This is a genomic window from Massilia rhizosphaerae (assembly GCF_016093545.1).
In the GTDB taxonomy this organism is placed as follows: Bacteria; Pseudomonadota; Gammaproteobacteria; order Burkholderiales; family Burkholderiaceae_D; genus Telluria; species Telluria rhizosphaerae.
On sequence record NZ_JADKYX010000012.1, the window covers coordinates 193,425 to 206,988 of the forward strand.

At 65.7% G+C, this 13,564-nt stretch carries 17 protein-coding genes and 2 tRNA genes; 13 read left to right on the forward strand and 6 right to left on the reverse strand.

Features of this window, described 5'->3' with window-relative positions; all coding sequences use genetic code 11:
• The first annotated feature begins 48 nt into the window (after positions 1-48).
• A complete protein-coding gene (locus tag ISF28_RS18445) occupies positions 49-897 on the forward strand; it encodes a TraB/GumN family protein (RefSeq protein WP_198118633.1) in 849 nt (282 codons plus the stop codon).
• A gap of 267 nt (positions 898-1,164) precedes the next feature.
• On the opposite strand, the gene ISF28_RS18450 is transcribed toward ISF28_RS18445, so the two are convergent.
• The 3 genes from ISF28_RS18450 to argB form a co-directional block, all read right to left on the reverse strand.
• A tRNA-Asp gene (locus tag ISF28_RS18450) sits at positions 1,165-1,241 on the reverse strand.
• A 160-nt stretch (positions 1,242-1,401) separates the two neighbouring features.
• Positions 1,402-1,476, reverse strand: a tRNA-Thr gene (locus ISF28_RS18455).
• Positions 1,477-1,511: 35 nt separating this feature from the next.
• Positions 1,512-2,441 carry an acetylglutamate kinase gene (gene argB, locus ISF28_RS18460; protein ID WP_198118634.1) on the reverse strand — a complete coding sequence of 310 codons (930 nt, stop codon included), beginning with the start codon at positions 2,439-2,441 and terminating at the stop codon, positions 1,512-1,514.
• Between the two features lie 136 nt (positions 2,442-2,577).
• Between argB and ISF28_RS18465 the strand changes: the two genes are divergently transcribed.
• On the forward strand, positions 2,578-2,790 hold the full coding sequence (locus ISF28_RS18465; RefSeq protein WP_198118635.1) for a cysteine-rich CWC family protein: 213 nt from the start codon (positions 2,578-2,580) through the stop codon (positions 2,788-2,790).
• 7 nt (positions 2,791-2,797) lie between these two features.
• Here ISF28_RS18465 and ISF28_RS18470 read toward each other — a convergent pair whose 3' ends face one another.
• On the reverse strand, positions 2,798-3,916 hold the full coding sequence (locus tag ISF28_RS18470) for an extracellular catalytic domain type 1 short-chain-length polyhydroxyalkanoate depolymerase (RefSeq protein ID WP_198118636.1): 1,119 nt from the start codon (positions 3,914-3,916) through the stop codon (positions 2,798-2,800).
• Positions 3,917-4,203: 287 nt separating this feature from the next.
• On the opposite strand from ISF28_RS18470, the gene ISF28_RS18475 reads away from it, so the two are divergent.
• Together ISF28_RS18475 and ISF28_RS18480 are read left to right on the forward strand one after the other, a co-directional pair.
• A complete protein-coding gene (locus ISF28_RS18475; RefSeq protein ID WP_198118637.1) occupies positions 4,204-4,413 on the forward strand; it encodes a DUF1289 domain-containing protein in 210 nt (69 codons plus the stop codon).
• A gap of 94 nt (positions 4,414-4,507) precedes the next feature.
• The gene (locus ISF28_RS18480) at positions 4,508-5,467 is read left to right on the forward strand and encodes an NAD(P)H-dependent flavin oxidoreductase (protein ID WP_198118638.1); all 960 of its coding nucleotides are present in this window, start codon (positions 4,508-4,510) and stop codon (positions 5,465-5,467) included.
• Between the two features lie 43 nt (positions 5,468-5,510).
• Here ISF28_RS18480 and ISF28_RS18485 read toward each other — a convergent pair whose 3' ends face one another.
• The gene (locus ISF28_RS18485) at positions 5,511-6,095 is read right to left on the reverse strand and encodes a hypoxanthine-guanine phosphoribosyltransferase (RefSeq protein WP_198118660.1); all 585 of its coding nucleotides are present in this window, start codon (positions 6,093-6,095) and stop codon (positions 5,511-5,513) included.
• 157 nt (positions 6,096-6,252) lie between these two features.
• Here ISF28_RS18485 and ISF28_RS18490 point away from each other — a divergent pair, with 157 nt between their 5' ends.
• The 7 genes from ISF28_RS18490 to ISF28_RS18520 all read left to right on the forward strand — a co-directional run bounded on the left by ISF28_RS18490 (position 6,253) and on the right by ISF28_RS18520 (position 11,406).
• Entirely contained in the window at positions 6,253-8,079 is a 1,827-nt protein-coding gene (locus tag ISF28_RS18490; RefSeq protein WP_198118639.1) for an aminopeptidase P family protein, read from the forward strand.
• Between the two features lies 1 nt (position 8,080).
• Positions 8,081-8,341 (forward strand): hypothetical protein, encoded by a 261-nt coding sequence (locus ISF28_RS18495; protein ID WP_198118640.1) that lies wholly within the window; start codon positions 8,081-8,083, stop codon positions 8,339-8,341.
• Positions 8,338-9,111, forward strand: a complete 774-nt coding sequence (locus ISF28_RS18500) for an MgtC/SapB family protein (protein ID WP_370663465.1) — start codon at positions 8,338-8,340, stop codon at positions 9,109-9,111. The genes ISF28_RS18495 and ISF28_RS18500 overlap by 4 nt, the downstream gene beginning before the upstream one ends.
• Before the next feature lie 20 nt (positions 9,112-9,131).
• Positions 9,132-9,710 (forward strand): DUF924 family protein, encoded by a 579-nt coding sequence (locus tag ISF28_RS18505; protein ID WP_198118641.1) that lies wholly within the window; start codon positions 9,132-9,134, stop codon positions 9,708-9,710.
• A complete protein-coding gene (locus ISF28_RS18510; protein WP_198118642.1) occupies positions 9,710-10,537 on the forward strand; it encodes a Rossmann-like and DUF2520 domain-containing protein in 828 nt (275 codons plus the stop codon). Before ISF28_RS18505 ends, ISF28_RS18510 begins: the two co-directional genes overlap by 1 nt.
• A gap of 14 nt (positions 10,538-10,551) precedes the next feature.
• Entirely contained in the window at positions 10,552-10,929 is a 378-nt protein-coding gene (locus ISF28_RS18515; protein WP_198118643.1) for an MAPEG family protein, read from the forward strand.
• Positions 10,930-11,043: 114 nt separating this feature from the next.
• Complete coding sequence (locus tag ISF28_RS18520) at positions 11,044-11,406, forward strand: hypothetical protein (protein ID WP_198118644.1); 363 nt, start codon at positions 11,044-11,046, stop codon at positions 11,404-11,406.
• Between the two features lie 6 nt (positions 11,407-11,412).
• Here the strand turns inward: ISF28_RS18520 and ISF28_RS18525 are convergent, their stop codons facing one another.
• The gene (locus tag ISF28_RS18525) at positions 11,413-11,991 is read right to left on the reverse strand and encodes a putative pterin-binding protein (RefSeq protein WP_198118645.1); all 579 of its coding nucleotides are present in this window, start codon (positions 11,989-11,991) and stop codon (positions 11,413-11,415) included.
• A 79-nt stretch (positions 11,992-12,070) separates the two neighbouring features.
• Here ISF28_RS18525 and ISF28_RS18530 point away from each other — a divergent pair, with 79 nt between their 5' ends.
• On the forward strand, positions 12,071-12,637 hold the full coding sequence (locus ISF28_RS18530; RefSeq protein WP_307727452.1) for an alpha-ketoglutarate-dependent dioxygenase AlkB family protein: 567 nt from the start codon (positions 12,071-12,073) through the stop codon (positions 12,635-12,637).
• A 180-nt stretch (positions 12,638-12,817) separates the two neighbouring features.
• Entirely contained in the window at positions 12,818-13,387 is a 570-nt protein-coding gene (locus ISF28_RS18535) for a porin family protein (RefSeq protein ID WP_198118647.1), read from the forward strand.
• Positions 13,388-13,564 lie beyond the last annotated feature (177 nt).

Sequence of the window (13,564 nt, forward strand, 5' to 3'; positions counted from 1 at the left end):
TTCCGCCCCTTTCGCACGTTCGCAAAGTTGCTCTTGGGCTTGTTCCTATTGGCGACACCAGCGGCCCACGCGACCGATCGCGGCGCCCTGTTCCGGCTGACGCTCGATGGTCATGTGATGCATCTGTTCGGTACGTTGCACGTTGGCTTGCCGGAGTTTTATCCGCTGGACGAGCGCCTCATGGGCGCGTTGGCGACGTCGTCCACGCTGGCGCTCGAGATCGACCCCGCCCAGCCGCGCGCCGACCTGCAGGACGCGCTGCGCACCTACGGCCTGCTGGCGCCCGGCAACCCGGCCTACGACAGCCTGCCGCCGCGGCAACAGCAGCGTCTCGACAGGTTGTTGCAGCAGGGCGGCCTCGATGCATCGTCCATGCTGACCTTCAAGCCCGTGCTGCTGGCGACGATGCTGGCATTGGCCGAGTACACGCGGCAGGGTTACCGGTCGGACTTGTCGAGCGACGCCTGGCTGGCCCGTCAGGCGCGTGGTCGGCACATCCGGGTGCTGGCGCTGGAATCGCTGGGCGGCCAGCTGGCGCTGCTCGACCGTCTGCCGGTGCCGGACCGCTGGCGTTTCCTCGAGGAGATGATGGACACGATCGAATCCGGCGCCCAGCACGCGGAAGCGCAGGAAGTCGTGCGGGCGTGGAGCACGGCGGATCGGGGCGCGCTCGACCGGATGGCGGCGCAGTGCGAGGCCGACCGGAGCGTTTCCGGACAGTTCGTGACCCGGGTGCTGCTCAAGGAGAGAAACGTCGGCCTGGCGGCGCACTTGCTGCAATTGCTGCGTTCGGAAGACCGGACCGTGGCCGCGATCGGCGTCATGCATCTGCTGGGGACGGGGAGCGTGCCCGACCTGCTGGCCCGGAGCGGCGTCAGTGTCGAGCGAATCTATTGACTGAAATTCGGGGTCAGAGCATTTTTTCTGCAGATTCGGGGTCAGAGCACTTTTTTGTGCACGATCTTCAAAGCAAGTTCGAGTGGTAGTGCGCGGCGGGCGTACGGGGGACGAAGCCGGCGTCGCGCGCTGATGTCGCAGGCGATTGCACTCAAGAGCAATTGCTCTGGAATGTGCTCTGACCCCGAATTTATGCTCTGACCCCGAATTTGACCCAGAATTTGGCAACAAAAAAGGGTCCGATGAATCGGACCCTTTTTGGAATTCTGGCGGAGCGGACGGGGCTCGAACCCGCGACCCCCGGCGTGACAGGCCGGTATTCTAACCAACTGAACTACCGCTCCAGCTTTTCCTGCTAGCTCGCTTGAGTGACGCTTGTCATCGCGCCGCGAGTGTCCTCATTTCCGGCTGCGCGAAGCAAACGCGTAGCGTGGACAAGAGTCTGTCTTATCCGTTACGTCAGGCATCGGGGATACCACAACAGGCGGGAATGGGGACAAAACCTGGTGCCCTTGACGTGGATTGAACACGTGGCCTCTCCCTTACCAAGGGAGTGCTCTACCACTGAGCTACAAGGGCAAATGATCGTGGCGCCATGCAGACGCCACAAAAATTCAATGCGAGCGGATCATAGTGCCAAAAGCCTGTTCGGTCAAGACTTCCAGCAACAATGAGTGCTCGATGCGGCCATCGATGATGTGCACGGTATTCACTCCCGACTTGGCGGCGTCCAGGGCCGACGAGATTTTCGGCAGCATGCCGCCGGAAATCGTGCCGTCCGCGAACATCTCGTCGATTTCGCGTGCCGACAAGTCCGTCACCAGATTGCCTTGCTTGTCCTGCACGCCGGCGATATTGGTCATCATGATCAGCTTTTCCGCTTTCAGGATTTCCGCGATCTTGCCGGCGACGACGTCGGCGTTGATGTTGTAGGCCTGGCCGTCCTGGCCGAAACCGATCGGCGAAATGATCGGAATGAAGGCGTCGTCCTGCAGCGCTTTCACGACGGCCGGATTGATCGCCTCGATTTCGCCGACGAAGCCGATGTCGAGGAATTCGCCCGGCTTTTCCTTGTCCGGCATCGCCATCCTGCGTGCGCGGATCAGGCCGCCGTCCTTGCCGGTGAGGCCCACGGCCTGGCCGCCGTAGTGGTTGATCAGCATGACGATGTCCTGCTGGACTTCGCCGCCCAGCACCCACTCCACCACTTCCATGGTTTCTTCGTCGGTGATGCGCATGCCTTGCACGAAGGTGCCTTGCTTGCCGATTTTCTTCAGGGCGTTGTCGATCTGCGGACCGCCGCCGTGCACCACGACCGGATTCATGCCGACCAGTTTCAGCAGGATGACGTCGCGCGCGAAGCCGTGTTTCAGGCGCTCGTCGGTCATCGCATTGCCGCCGTATTTGATGACGATGGTCTTGCCGTGGAAATTGCGGATGTAAGGGAGTGCTTCGGCCAGGATCTGCGCCTTGATCTGCGGCGAGACCGCAGTCAGGTCGTTATTCTGGTCGTCGCCCGTCAGATTGGTCAGCGTTGCGTTCATTGGCGGTCCGGAAAAGAATTTGCGAGATTTTACAGGCAATAGCCTACGGCAGTGGCCATTATAGAAGTTCTATGTTGTATTTTCCGGCACCCGCCGTTAAGGTGGATTACATCTGGATACACGATGTCACCTTTGCATGAGCACTTGTTCACAATGCGGCGCCGAATTCGGTTGCGCGATGGTCGACGGCAGCGACGGCGCACCGTGCTGGTGCACGAAACTGCCGCCCGTGGCCGCGCTGCCGCTCGCCGGCGACGCGGCCGGATGCTGGTGCCCGGCCTGCCTGGCGCAGCATATCGCGCAACGGGCAGCCAAGGCGCCGGATTCATCGGACACGTCGGATACGTGATGCGGCGTCAGCGTGCGGTGCGGAAGAATCGCATCATCTCCCGGCTTGCGCTCGGACCCTTGCCGTCCGTATAACTGCCGCGCGTATCGCCGCCCGACCACGCATGGCCGGAACCGTGGATCACCCAGTGTTCCGCGTGGATGCTGCCGTCCGGCTTGCGGTGCACCGTGCGCGTATAGGCGTGGCCGTCCGGCACCATGCCGGGCTCGACGACGACGTCTTCCGCCGGATGGCGCCGCCTTCGCTTGATCAATTCGTCGCCGTTGGCCGGGTGCACGGTCGTGTCGCGATCGCCGTGGAACACGATGATCGGCAGGGATTTGCCCGGTGTGTGGTGCGTGCGGAAATCGCCCTGCATCGCGGCCATCGCCGAGGACAGGTCGTGGGCGGCCGCGAACGGCAGGCCCGAGTGGACGCCGACGGCCGCGTAGATGTCCGGATACAGCGTGCCCAGGATGGCCGCCATCGCGCCGCCCGCCGACAGGCCCGCGACGTAGACGTGTGCCGGATCGATCGCGTAGCGCGCCATGATGTCGTGCGTGAGTCCGGCGAGGATGGCGGGTTCGCCCTGGCCGCGCTGCTGGTCCGCCGCGCTGAACCAGTTCCAGCAGCGCGACGCGTTGGCCTGGTGCGACTGGGCCGGATACGCGACGAGGCAGCCGTATTCCTCGGCCAGCGTGTTCATGCCGGTGCCGAGCGCGAAGTCGTCGGGATTCTGCGCGCAGCCGTGCAGCATCAGGAGCAGCGGCGCCGGCCGGCCGGCATACGTGCTGGGAATGTAGAGCTTGTAGTCGCGGGTGCCGGCGTCGTTCGTATAGCTGGCGTCGATGAAATGGCCCGGCAGGCCGGCGGCGGCCGCGCCCGTCGACAGCGGCGGGACGTTGAACGGATTGCTGTTCAGGCCCAGCCGGGACAGGTCGGCCAGCATGTCGGAAAAGGCGTCGTAGGCCGATTGGTTCGAGGCCGGCGGCGCGACGGCGGCCGCGCCGTTGACGGCCGCGGCCTGCATGGCGGTGGCATTCTTGACGGATTCCCGGATGACGGTGCGGGCAACGGCGGGACCGCGGCGCAACAGGGATCGGGTCGCGGCGCGCATTTGCGCCAGGAACTTGTGATTCAGGGTCATCGGCACTCCTTGTGGGGTGTGTCGGCAATGCCGCCGGCGCGTGGCTGAGGCATCGAACGGAGTCAGTCTTGATGGCGAAGCTTGCGCGAACCTTACAGATGGGGTACGCGCAACGCGCACAACGGAAGAGTCCAGTCTACGCAGGCCGACCGGCCGGTCAAGCGCGATTCGTCCGGATGCGTTAATCTGCACACCATGAGTCCTGTATTCCAGACCGGCCTGCGCGTCGAGTCGCGCAACACAATACCTGAATGCGCTTTAGTGCCGTGGCGTGCACAGGCCGCCGCATGAGCGACGCACGCCTTCCGCCGGAACGACAGACGCCGGTCCCTTCTCCCTGCATCAATGTGTGCAAGATGTCGCCCGTCACGGGCCTCTGCGAAGGCTGTCTGCGCACCATCGACGAGATCGTCGCCTGGGGCCGCGCCGACGACGCCTATAAGCGCGCCGTGTGGCAGGAAATCCGCCGGCGCGAAGCCCAGATCCCGTTCGACTGATGCCGACGCACGACGAATTAGAGCCGAGAATCTAGCACGGTCGTGCTTTTCTGCGCCATAATCGGCGGGTCCGATCAACTCTCGCGAGAAACCCATGGCGCTGCCTTCCGTCCTGCAAGACCTGTCCCTCCCCGTCATCGCGTCGCCGATGTTCATCGCCAGCGGCCCCGCGCTGGTGGCCGCGCAGTGCAAGGCGGGCATCGTCGGTTCCTTTCCCGCGCTGAACGCGCGCCCGGCCGCGCAGCTCGACACGTGGCTGACGGACCTCCAGCGGGAACTGGCCGATTACCAGGACGCGCATCCGGACCAGAAAGTCGGGCCGATCGCCGTCAACCAGATCGTGCATCAGTCGAACGACCGCCTGGAACACGACGTGGAAGTGTGCGTGAAGCACCAGGTGCCCATCATCATCTCGTCGCTGCGCGCGCCGCCGAAAGAGATGCTGGACGCCGTGCATGCGTACGGCGGCATCGTCCTGCACGATGTGGTGTCGATTCGCCACGCCGAAAAGGCGCTGGAGGCGGGCGTGGACGGCCTGATCCTCGTGGCGGCCGGCGCCGGCGGCCACGCGGGCGCCTTGTCGCCGTTCGCGCTGGTGGGCGAAGTGCGCAAATTCTTCGACGGCCCCGTCGCGCTGTCCGGCTCGATCGCCACCGGCGACGCCATCCTCGCCGCGCAGGCGATGGGCGCCGACTTCGCCTACGTCGGCTCGCGCTGGCTGGCCACGCGCGAATCGAACGTCACCGACGCCTACCGCGAGGCGATCGTGGAATCGTCGGCGGCGGACGTCGTCTACACGAACCTGTTCACGGGCGTGCACGGCAACTACCTGAAGAAATCGATCGTGGCGGCGGGGCTGGATCCGGACAACCTGCCCGTGTCGGACAAGAGCAAGATGAGTTTCGGTTCCGGCAGCGCGAAGGCGTGGCGCGACATCTGGGGTGCCGGCCAGGGCGTCGGCCTGATGGACGACGTGCCGACCGTCGCGGAGATGGTGGAGCGGTTGACGCAGCAATACCTGGCGGCGCGCGAGCGGCTGGGACTGAAAGCCTGACGGCGCCGTTTCCGGCGGCGCCGGAAACGGCCATCGCGGGCGCTTACGCCGCCAGCACCTTGTCCGCGTCGCGGATCACCCACAACCCCGGCAGGTTGCGCCAGTAGCCATGCGCATCCATGCCGAAGCCGACGACGAACTGGTTGGGCACCGTCAAGCCGACGATGTCCGCCTGCACCGGTTTCACTTTGCCCAGTTCCTTGTCGGCGAACACGGCCAGGATCACTTCGGCCGCCCCCATGTCGAGCAGGCGCTGTTTCACGTGGGCCAAGGTTTCGCCTTCGTCGAGGATGTCGTCGACGATGATGATCGTACGGCCCTTGACGTCCTGGCGCGGGATGACTTTCCACACGACTTCGCCGCCGCGGTCCAGGTCGCCGTAGCGGGTGACGTGGATGTAGTCGAATTCGAGCGGGAAGGTCAGTTGCGGCAGCAGGTTGCCGGTGAACACCACCGCGCCGCCCATGACGCCCAGCACGAGAGGGAAGTCGCCCGCCTCGTCATTGTCGAAACGCTGGTTCAGGACCTCGGCGACGTTGCGTACGGCCGCCTGGACCTTGTCCGCGCTGACGATTTCTTCGGCATTGGCCAGCAGGGCGCGGGCGCGGTTGTAGTGAAAGTCTTGCATCATATTTCAGAGTCGGTTGCAGGATTCGGAATCATCCTTGGGTGTGCGATTATCCGCCAGTTTGCGCTCGCGCGCGATTTCCCGACGGCCGGGTCGGCGGCGGGCGTCAGAGCGCGTATCATACCCATTTGATCAACGATCATCGATTTCGAGCATCATGCCAGCACCCGACACCTCCCACGTGCGCGCCGAGCGCCTGGCGCGGCTGCGCGCCGCGATGGCGCGCCACCAGGTCGACGCCTTCATCGTACCGTCCGCCGATCCGCACCTGTCCGAATACCTGCCCGCCCGCTGGAAAGGCCGCGAATGGCTCTCCGGCTTCACGGGCTCCGTCGGCACGTTCATCGCCACGCGCGACTTCGCGGGCGTCTGGACCGACGGCCGCTACTACACGCAGGCGGAGCAGGAACTGGCCGGCACGGAGATCCGGCTGATGAAGATCCCGTCCGGCGCCAGCCTGCTGCACATCGACTGGCTGGCGGAGCACATGGACGAAGGCCAGACCGTCGCCGTCGACGCGCGCGTGCTGGGCCTGGCCGTCGCGCGCCTCCTGGGCGATGCGCTCGCCGCCCGCGGCGTCAAGCTGCGCACGGACCTCGACCTGCTGGACGAGATCTGGAGCGACCGTCCCGGCCTGCCGCCCGAACCCGTGTACGAACACCTGGCGCCGTACGCCGTGCTCGATCGCGCCGACAAGCTGCATGCGACGCGCAACGCGATGGCCAAGCTGGGCGCGGAACGCCATTTCATCTCGACCCTCGACGACATCGCCTACCTGTTCAACCTGCGCGGCGCCGACGTCAGTTTCAATCCCGTGTTCGTCGCCCACGCGCTCGTGGAAGCGACGGGCGCCACGCTGTTCGTCGCCGACGGCAAGATCGACGACAACCTGCGCGCGCGCCTGGAACGGGACGGCGTGCGCGTCGCGCCGTACGACCGGGCGCAGCAAGCCCTGGCCGCGCTGCCGGCCGACAGCAGCCTCTTGATCGACCCGCGCCGCGTCACGGCCGGCATGCGCGCCGCCGTGCCTGGCCACGTACGCGTGGTGGAGGCCATCAATCCGACGACGTTCGCGAAATCGCGCAAGCTCGATGCCGAGATGGACCACGTGCGCGACACGATGGAACAGGACGGCGCGGCGCTGTGCGAGTTCTTCGCGTGGCTCGAGGCGACGCTGGCCAACGCCAACCGCGCGCCGCTGAACGAAGTGCACATCGACGAACGGATCACTGCGGCGCGCGCGCGCCGTCCCGGCTTCGTCAGCCCGAGCTTCGGCACCATCGCCGGCTTCAACGCCAACGGCGCGATCATGCATTACCGCGCCGCGCCGGACCACTGCGCCGTGATCGAAGGCGACGGCCTGCTCCTGATCGACTCCGGCGGCCAGTACCTGGGCGGCACCACGGACATCACGCGCGTCGTCCCCGTCGGCACGCCGTCCGCCGCCCAGAAGCGCGATTTCACGCTGGTGCTGAAAGGGATGATCGCGCTGTCCGCGGCGCGCTTCCCGCGCGGGACGAAAGGGCCGATGCTCGACGCGCTCGCGCGCGCCCCGATCTGGGCGGCGGGCATCGACTACGGCCACGGCACGGGCCACGGCGTCGGCTACTTCCTCAACGTGCACGAAGGCCCGCAGGTGATCTCGCCGTCCGCCCCGCCCGAGCCGCACACGGCGCTGGAACCGGGCATGATCACGTCCAACGAGCCGGGCATCTACCGGCCCGGCCAGTGGGGCATCCGTATCGAAAATCTTGTGCTGACGCGGGTCGTCGGGGAGGAGGCCTCTGATCCTCATAGTGAATTCCTCGGCTTCGAGACCTTGACCTTGTGCCCCATCGACACGCGCTGCATCGACCTGTCCCTGATGCGCGGCGACGAGGTGGCATGGCTGAACGATTACCACCGCAGCGTGCGCGCGCGCCTGCTGCCGCACGTGAGCGGCGCCGCGCGCGACTGGCTCGAACTGCGCACCAAGGAGATCTAGCATGGCGGGAGCCCGTTCCACCCGCGCCAGCGCCGCCGTCGAGCGGCTGAAAAGGCGCACCGGCGTGACCTCGTATTCGATGGCGCGCACCGGCGACGGCCATTTCTTCCTGTCCGAGAAACCGGGCGCGCCGCCGCTGTGCGCGCCGCTCGAACTGGACGACTTCGTCGCGTTCGTCAACGGCCTCGGTCCGCAGGAAGTCAAACGCGTCAGCAAGCACGACGTCGAATTCGAAAAACAGCTGGTCAGGAAAAAGCCTTGAGCGGGCCCGTATCGAACGACCTGGGCCTGACCCTGCCCGACCTGCTCCAGGCGTACTGGTCGCACGCGGAACTGGCCACGAACGGCCTGATCCTGCTGAACATGTTCGGCGCGCTGCTGCTGGGCCTCATGGTCGGCTACGAGCGCTCCTACCACGGCCGCGCGGCCGGCATGCGCACGTATGGCCTCGTGTGCATGGCATCGTGCGCGCTGACCATCGTCGCCGGCTATCCGAGCCACTGGTTCGGCGGGCACGGGTCGTCCGTGGCGCTGGTCGATCCCACGCGCGTCGTGCAGGGCGTCGTGACGGGCATCGGCTTCCTCGGCGCCGGCGTGATCATGCGCTCGGGCTTCAATATCAGCGGCCTGACGACGGCGGCATCGATCTGGTCGTCGTCCGTGATCGGCATCCTCGTCGGCCTCGGCTTCTACATGGCCGCGATGGGCCTCGCGTTCTTCTCCGCGATGATCATGATTTACCTGAACAAGGCGGTGGGACTGCTGCCGTCGCGTCACGCGGTGGCCGTCACCTTGCACTTCAAGCCCGGCGTCTATCCGCAGGAAGAAACGCTGCGCCAGGCGGCGCTGGAACGGGGCTACGAAATCGCCGGCGGCTCGCTCACCATCGCCAGCGAGAAGGGCTGCCAGGAATGGCATTTCGTCGCGCTGGAACGGGCCGGCAAGCCGGGCGCGCCGTTGTCGGTGCTTGCCAGCGAACTGTCGAGTTTCGAAGGCGTGGACGGCTTCCAGTTGTCGCACGCGCGTAACTGACAAACGACGAAGGGATACGCATGACACCTCGGGACGTTCTCGATTTCTGGTTCGGCGCACCGGGCAGCCCCGAGTCCGGCCAGCCGCGCCGCGAATGGTTCGTCAAGAACGACGCGTTCGACGCCGTCATCCGCGACCGCTTCGGCGCGGCCATAGTCCAGGCGCTGGCCGGCGGCCTGCGCGAGTGGGATGCGCAAGGGCCGCAAGGTCTGCTGGCGCGGATCCTCGTGCTCGACCAGTTCACCCGCAACGCCCACCGCAACACGCCCCTGTCCTTCGCCGGCGATGTCCTGGCGCTGGCGGCCGCGCGGTCGCTCGTCGACAGCGGCGCCGACCGCATGCTGGCGCCGCTGCAGCGCGCCTTCGCCTATCTGCCGTTCGAGCACGCCGAAGACGCGTACATGCAGGAACGCGCCGTCGAATTGTTCGGGATGCTGGCGGCCGAACACCCGGGCTTCGACGAGATGCTCGATTACGCGCACCGCCACCGCGGCGTGATCGCGCGCTTCGGCCGCTTCCCGCACCGTAACGCCATCCTCCGGCGCGCGTCGACGCCGGAAGAAGAGGAATTCCTGCGCCAGCCGGGCTCCCGGTTCTGATGCCGCCGGCCTTGAACATCGTCGGCGCGGGCCATGTGGGCCGTACGCTCGGCCGGCTGTTCGCGGCGCGCGGCGTGTTCGCCGTCCAGGATGTGAAGACGCGGACCATCGACAGCGCGCGCGACGCCGTCGCGTTCATCGGCGCCGGCACGCCCGTCGCCGGCGACGCGGCGCTGCGGCCGGCCGACGTGTGGATGCTGGCCGTGGCGGACGATGCGATCGGACCGGTCGCCGCCGCGCTGGCGCAAGGGACGCCGATGCAGGACGCGGTCGTGTTTCACTGCAGCGGCGCGAAGGCGTCCGGCGAACTGGATGCGCTGCGCCGCGCGGGCGCGCAGGTCGCGAGCGTGCATCCGGTGCGCAGCTTCGCCGATCCGGCGGCGGTCGCGGCGGCGTTCGACGGCACCTTCTGCGGCGTCGAGGGCGACGCCGCCGCGCTGGCGCTGCTGGTGCCCGCGTTCGAGGCGATCGGCGCGCGGCCCGTGCCGATCGACGCGGCCGCCAAGACCGTCTACCACGCGGCCGCCGTCTTCGCATCGAACTATCTCGTGACCGTCATGGATGCCGCGCTGCGCGCCTACCAGGCGGCCGGCATCCCGGCCGACGTGGCGCGCGAACTGGTGCGGCCGCTCGCGACGGAGACCCTGGCGAACGTGTTGAGACTGGGGCCGGAAGCGGCGCTTACCGGGCCGATCGCGCGCGACGACGCGGCGACGGTGGCGCGCCAGCAGGGCGCCGTCGCGGCCTGGGACGGCCCGACGGGCGATTTATACGACGCGCTGGCCGCGGCGACGTGGGACCTGGCGCGGCGCAAACGAGCTTGTTAACGATGGGAGATGACATGGTATTGACTGCATGGGCGACACTGGCCGTACTCGGCGTGTATTTCTGGACGGCGATGGTGGCCGGCGTGGCGCGGGTCAAATACAAGGTCGCGGCGCCGTCGATGGACGGCCCGCTGCCGTTCCTGAGCGCGCAGCGCGTGCATGCGAACACGCTGGAGCAGATGCCGCTCGTGCTGGTCCCGCTGTGGTTGTGCGGCCACTTCCTGGGCGACCGCTGGGCGGCCGCGGGCGGGCTATTGTGGTGCGTCGGGCGGATCCTGTATGCGCTAGGCTATTACCGCGATCCGAGCAAGCGCGAACTGGGCTTCGTCGTCGGCATGGTCGCGTGCGGCGCCCTCGTTGCCGGCAGCGCGACCGGGTTGCTGTTGCAGTAGAGCAAAATCTCGAAAACCATTGGTCGACAAAGTTCCCATACTGCAATAAGCTGTGTCTGATTTCAATTTATTGAATGGCGGCCCCATTGCCGCCATTGCATGGAGGAAGACGGTATGCTGTTCCTGAAAAGCACCAGTGTCACCAAGGCACCCGGCATCTACGAGGTCGACGTCGCGGCCAAGCCGCCCGGCAAGACGTTCGGCGTTTTCATGGCCACCGACCCGGACAATCCGCCGCAGGCCGTGCTGACCGCCCTGGCCGAGCTCGGATTCGAGAACACCTATCAACAGACCTATGTCCACAAGGACAAGGGCAAGGTATTGGACCTGCACTTCCAGAAGAACGGCACCGATCTGTTCAATGGCTGGAAATCCGACGAATGCGCGGCCAACCTGGCCGCGATCGACACCTTGTTCGGCAACGTCGGCATCAAGATCACGCCGCGCGTGATGAGCCTGGCCGAAGCCTACGCCTGATCCGGGTCACACTTTAACGTCGACGTGATACAGGGCCCACGGGCAGGCGGTAAAGCGCTGCGCCAGCGGCTGGGCCGCCATCTCGGGCACCCGGTCGGCGTCGTACACGGCCCATAGCGGCCCCAGACCTCCCAGCGGCATCGGATTGCCGTCGACGTGCGTCGCGACGATGAAGCGGCGCGCGCGCGCCTGGGCGACCGGCAGTTCGACGTTGTAGCCATCCACGGCGCGCAATACCAGGATTCCCTTGCCGTCCAGCGTGGCACCGGCATGCGCCAGCACGTCCGTGAGCAGCGGGCCGCGCAGCGTGTGCGGCTTGCCGTCGTATTCCAGCGTCGGGCGGATCGTCTGTTGCGGCAGGGCAATCAGGCTGGCGTAATCGAAGGTCCACGCTTTCGTGAACGTGACCTGGTGCTTGTGCATCATCTGGTCCAGCGCCGGGTCGAGTGGCCCGCGATTGCTGCGCGCAATGGCTCCGGTGACCGTCAGCAGGGCAGGGCCGCGCTCGGCCGTTTTCGCCGCCTGGGCAACGATGGGAAAGGCGCCCGCGACCGCCGCGGTGCCGAGGAACTGGCGTTTGTTCATGAGAAAATGCCCGGTCGATTAGATTCCGCCATCATAGCAATATTGTCGAATGGATTTGTTCTCCACAGGCATGGACTTGATGACCATCCCCATCGAGGATGGCGAGTTGTCCATGCTGCCCCAGCTTCCCATGCCGATCGACAATGCGGAGATCCTGTCGCGCCTCGTCGCGGAGACGCCGTGGCGCGCGGACACCGTCGTCGTCTACGGCAAGCGCCATCTGCAGCCGCGCCTGACGGCCTGGTATGGCGAGGCCGGCTACACGTATTCCGGCCTGACCCTGCACCCGTTGCCGCTGACCCCGCTGCTGGCGCAGTTGCGGGCGGCGGTCGAACGGGCGACGGGCCGGCGCTACAACAGCGTGCTGCTGAATTATTACCGCGACGGCGCCGACAGCATGGGCATGCACAGCGACGACGAGCCGGAACTGGGGCTAGAACCCGTCATCGCCTCCGTCAGCTATGGCGCCACCCGCACCTTCATCCTGCGTCATAAACGGAGCAAGCGCACCGTCAAGCTCGATTTGACGGATGGCTGCCTGCTGTTGATGGCCGGCGCCCTGCAGGCGCACTGGCAGCACGGGATCAACAAGACGGCCAAACTGGTTGGACCACGACTCAACCTAACTTTTCGTTTCGTGAATTAAGTTGACCTTAACTTGCATCAAGTTTCGCTAAAACATTACTGAATTTAAGGTCATTAAGTTACATTCGATTACAAGTCTTACGAGTTCGGCAAGGACTTCACCATTTTGCGGTGCTATCTTGACCACATCGCGATTCATCGGAATTGCGAACCAGTCAAACATCGCAAAGGAATCCGCAATATGAAAAAGCTCATCGTTGCACTGATCGCAGGTACTGCCGCCATGGGCGCGGCCCAAGCCCAAACCACCCAACCGCACGCCTATGTCGGCGTCGGCGTCGCCACGGCGGACCACGAGAATTCGTCGGTCGGCGGCCTGACGAATGTCGACAGCGACGGCTACAAGGCCTCGGGCAAGGTTTTCGGTGGTTATGAATTCGACCAGAACTGGGGCGCCGAAGTCGGCTACACCGACTTCCGCAACGCGGATGTCAATTACACGGCCAACGGTACCAACGCGAGCGGCCGCACGAAGGGCTCCAGCTACTATGTCGCCGGCAAGTACAACATGCCGGTCAACGACCAGTTCTCCGTGTACGGCAAGCTGGGCCTGCAGCACAGCGAGCGCAAGCTGGAAAGCGCCGCGCTGAACCTCAAGAATACCGACACGGGTGCCTATGGCGCGGTCGGTCTGCAGTACAACCTCAACCAGCAGGTTTCCCTGAACGCCGAGTACGAACGCTACGGCAAGAGCAAGGACTTCGGCGCCAAGGCCGACGTCTGGACCGTGGGTGCGCGCTACAACTTCTGAGCGTCTCCGGTTCGTCTCCAGTGAAAGGGCCTGCGGGCCCTTTTTTCATTGGGTGCGCCCGGCAGGGCGCACCTACTTGGAGGTGAAAGTCCTCTACTCGCCCGACAAGGGGAAGAGTTAGCCGAACGGCAAGGGTGTCGCGGGCGACCGCGAATCTGAAGGAAGCCGAAGGCAAAG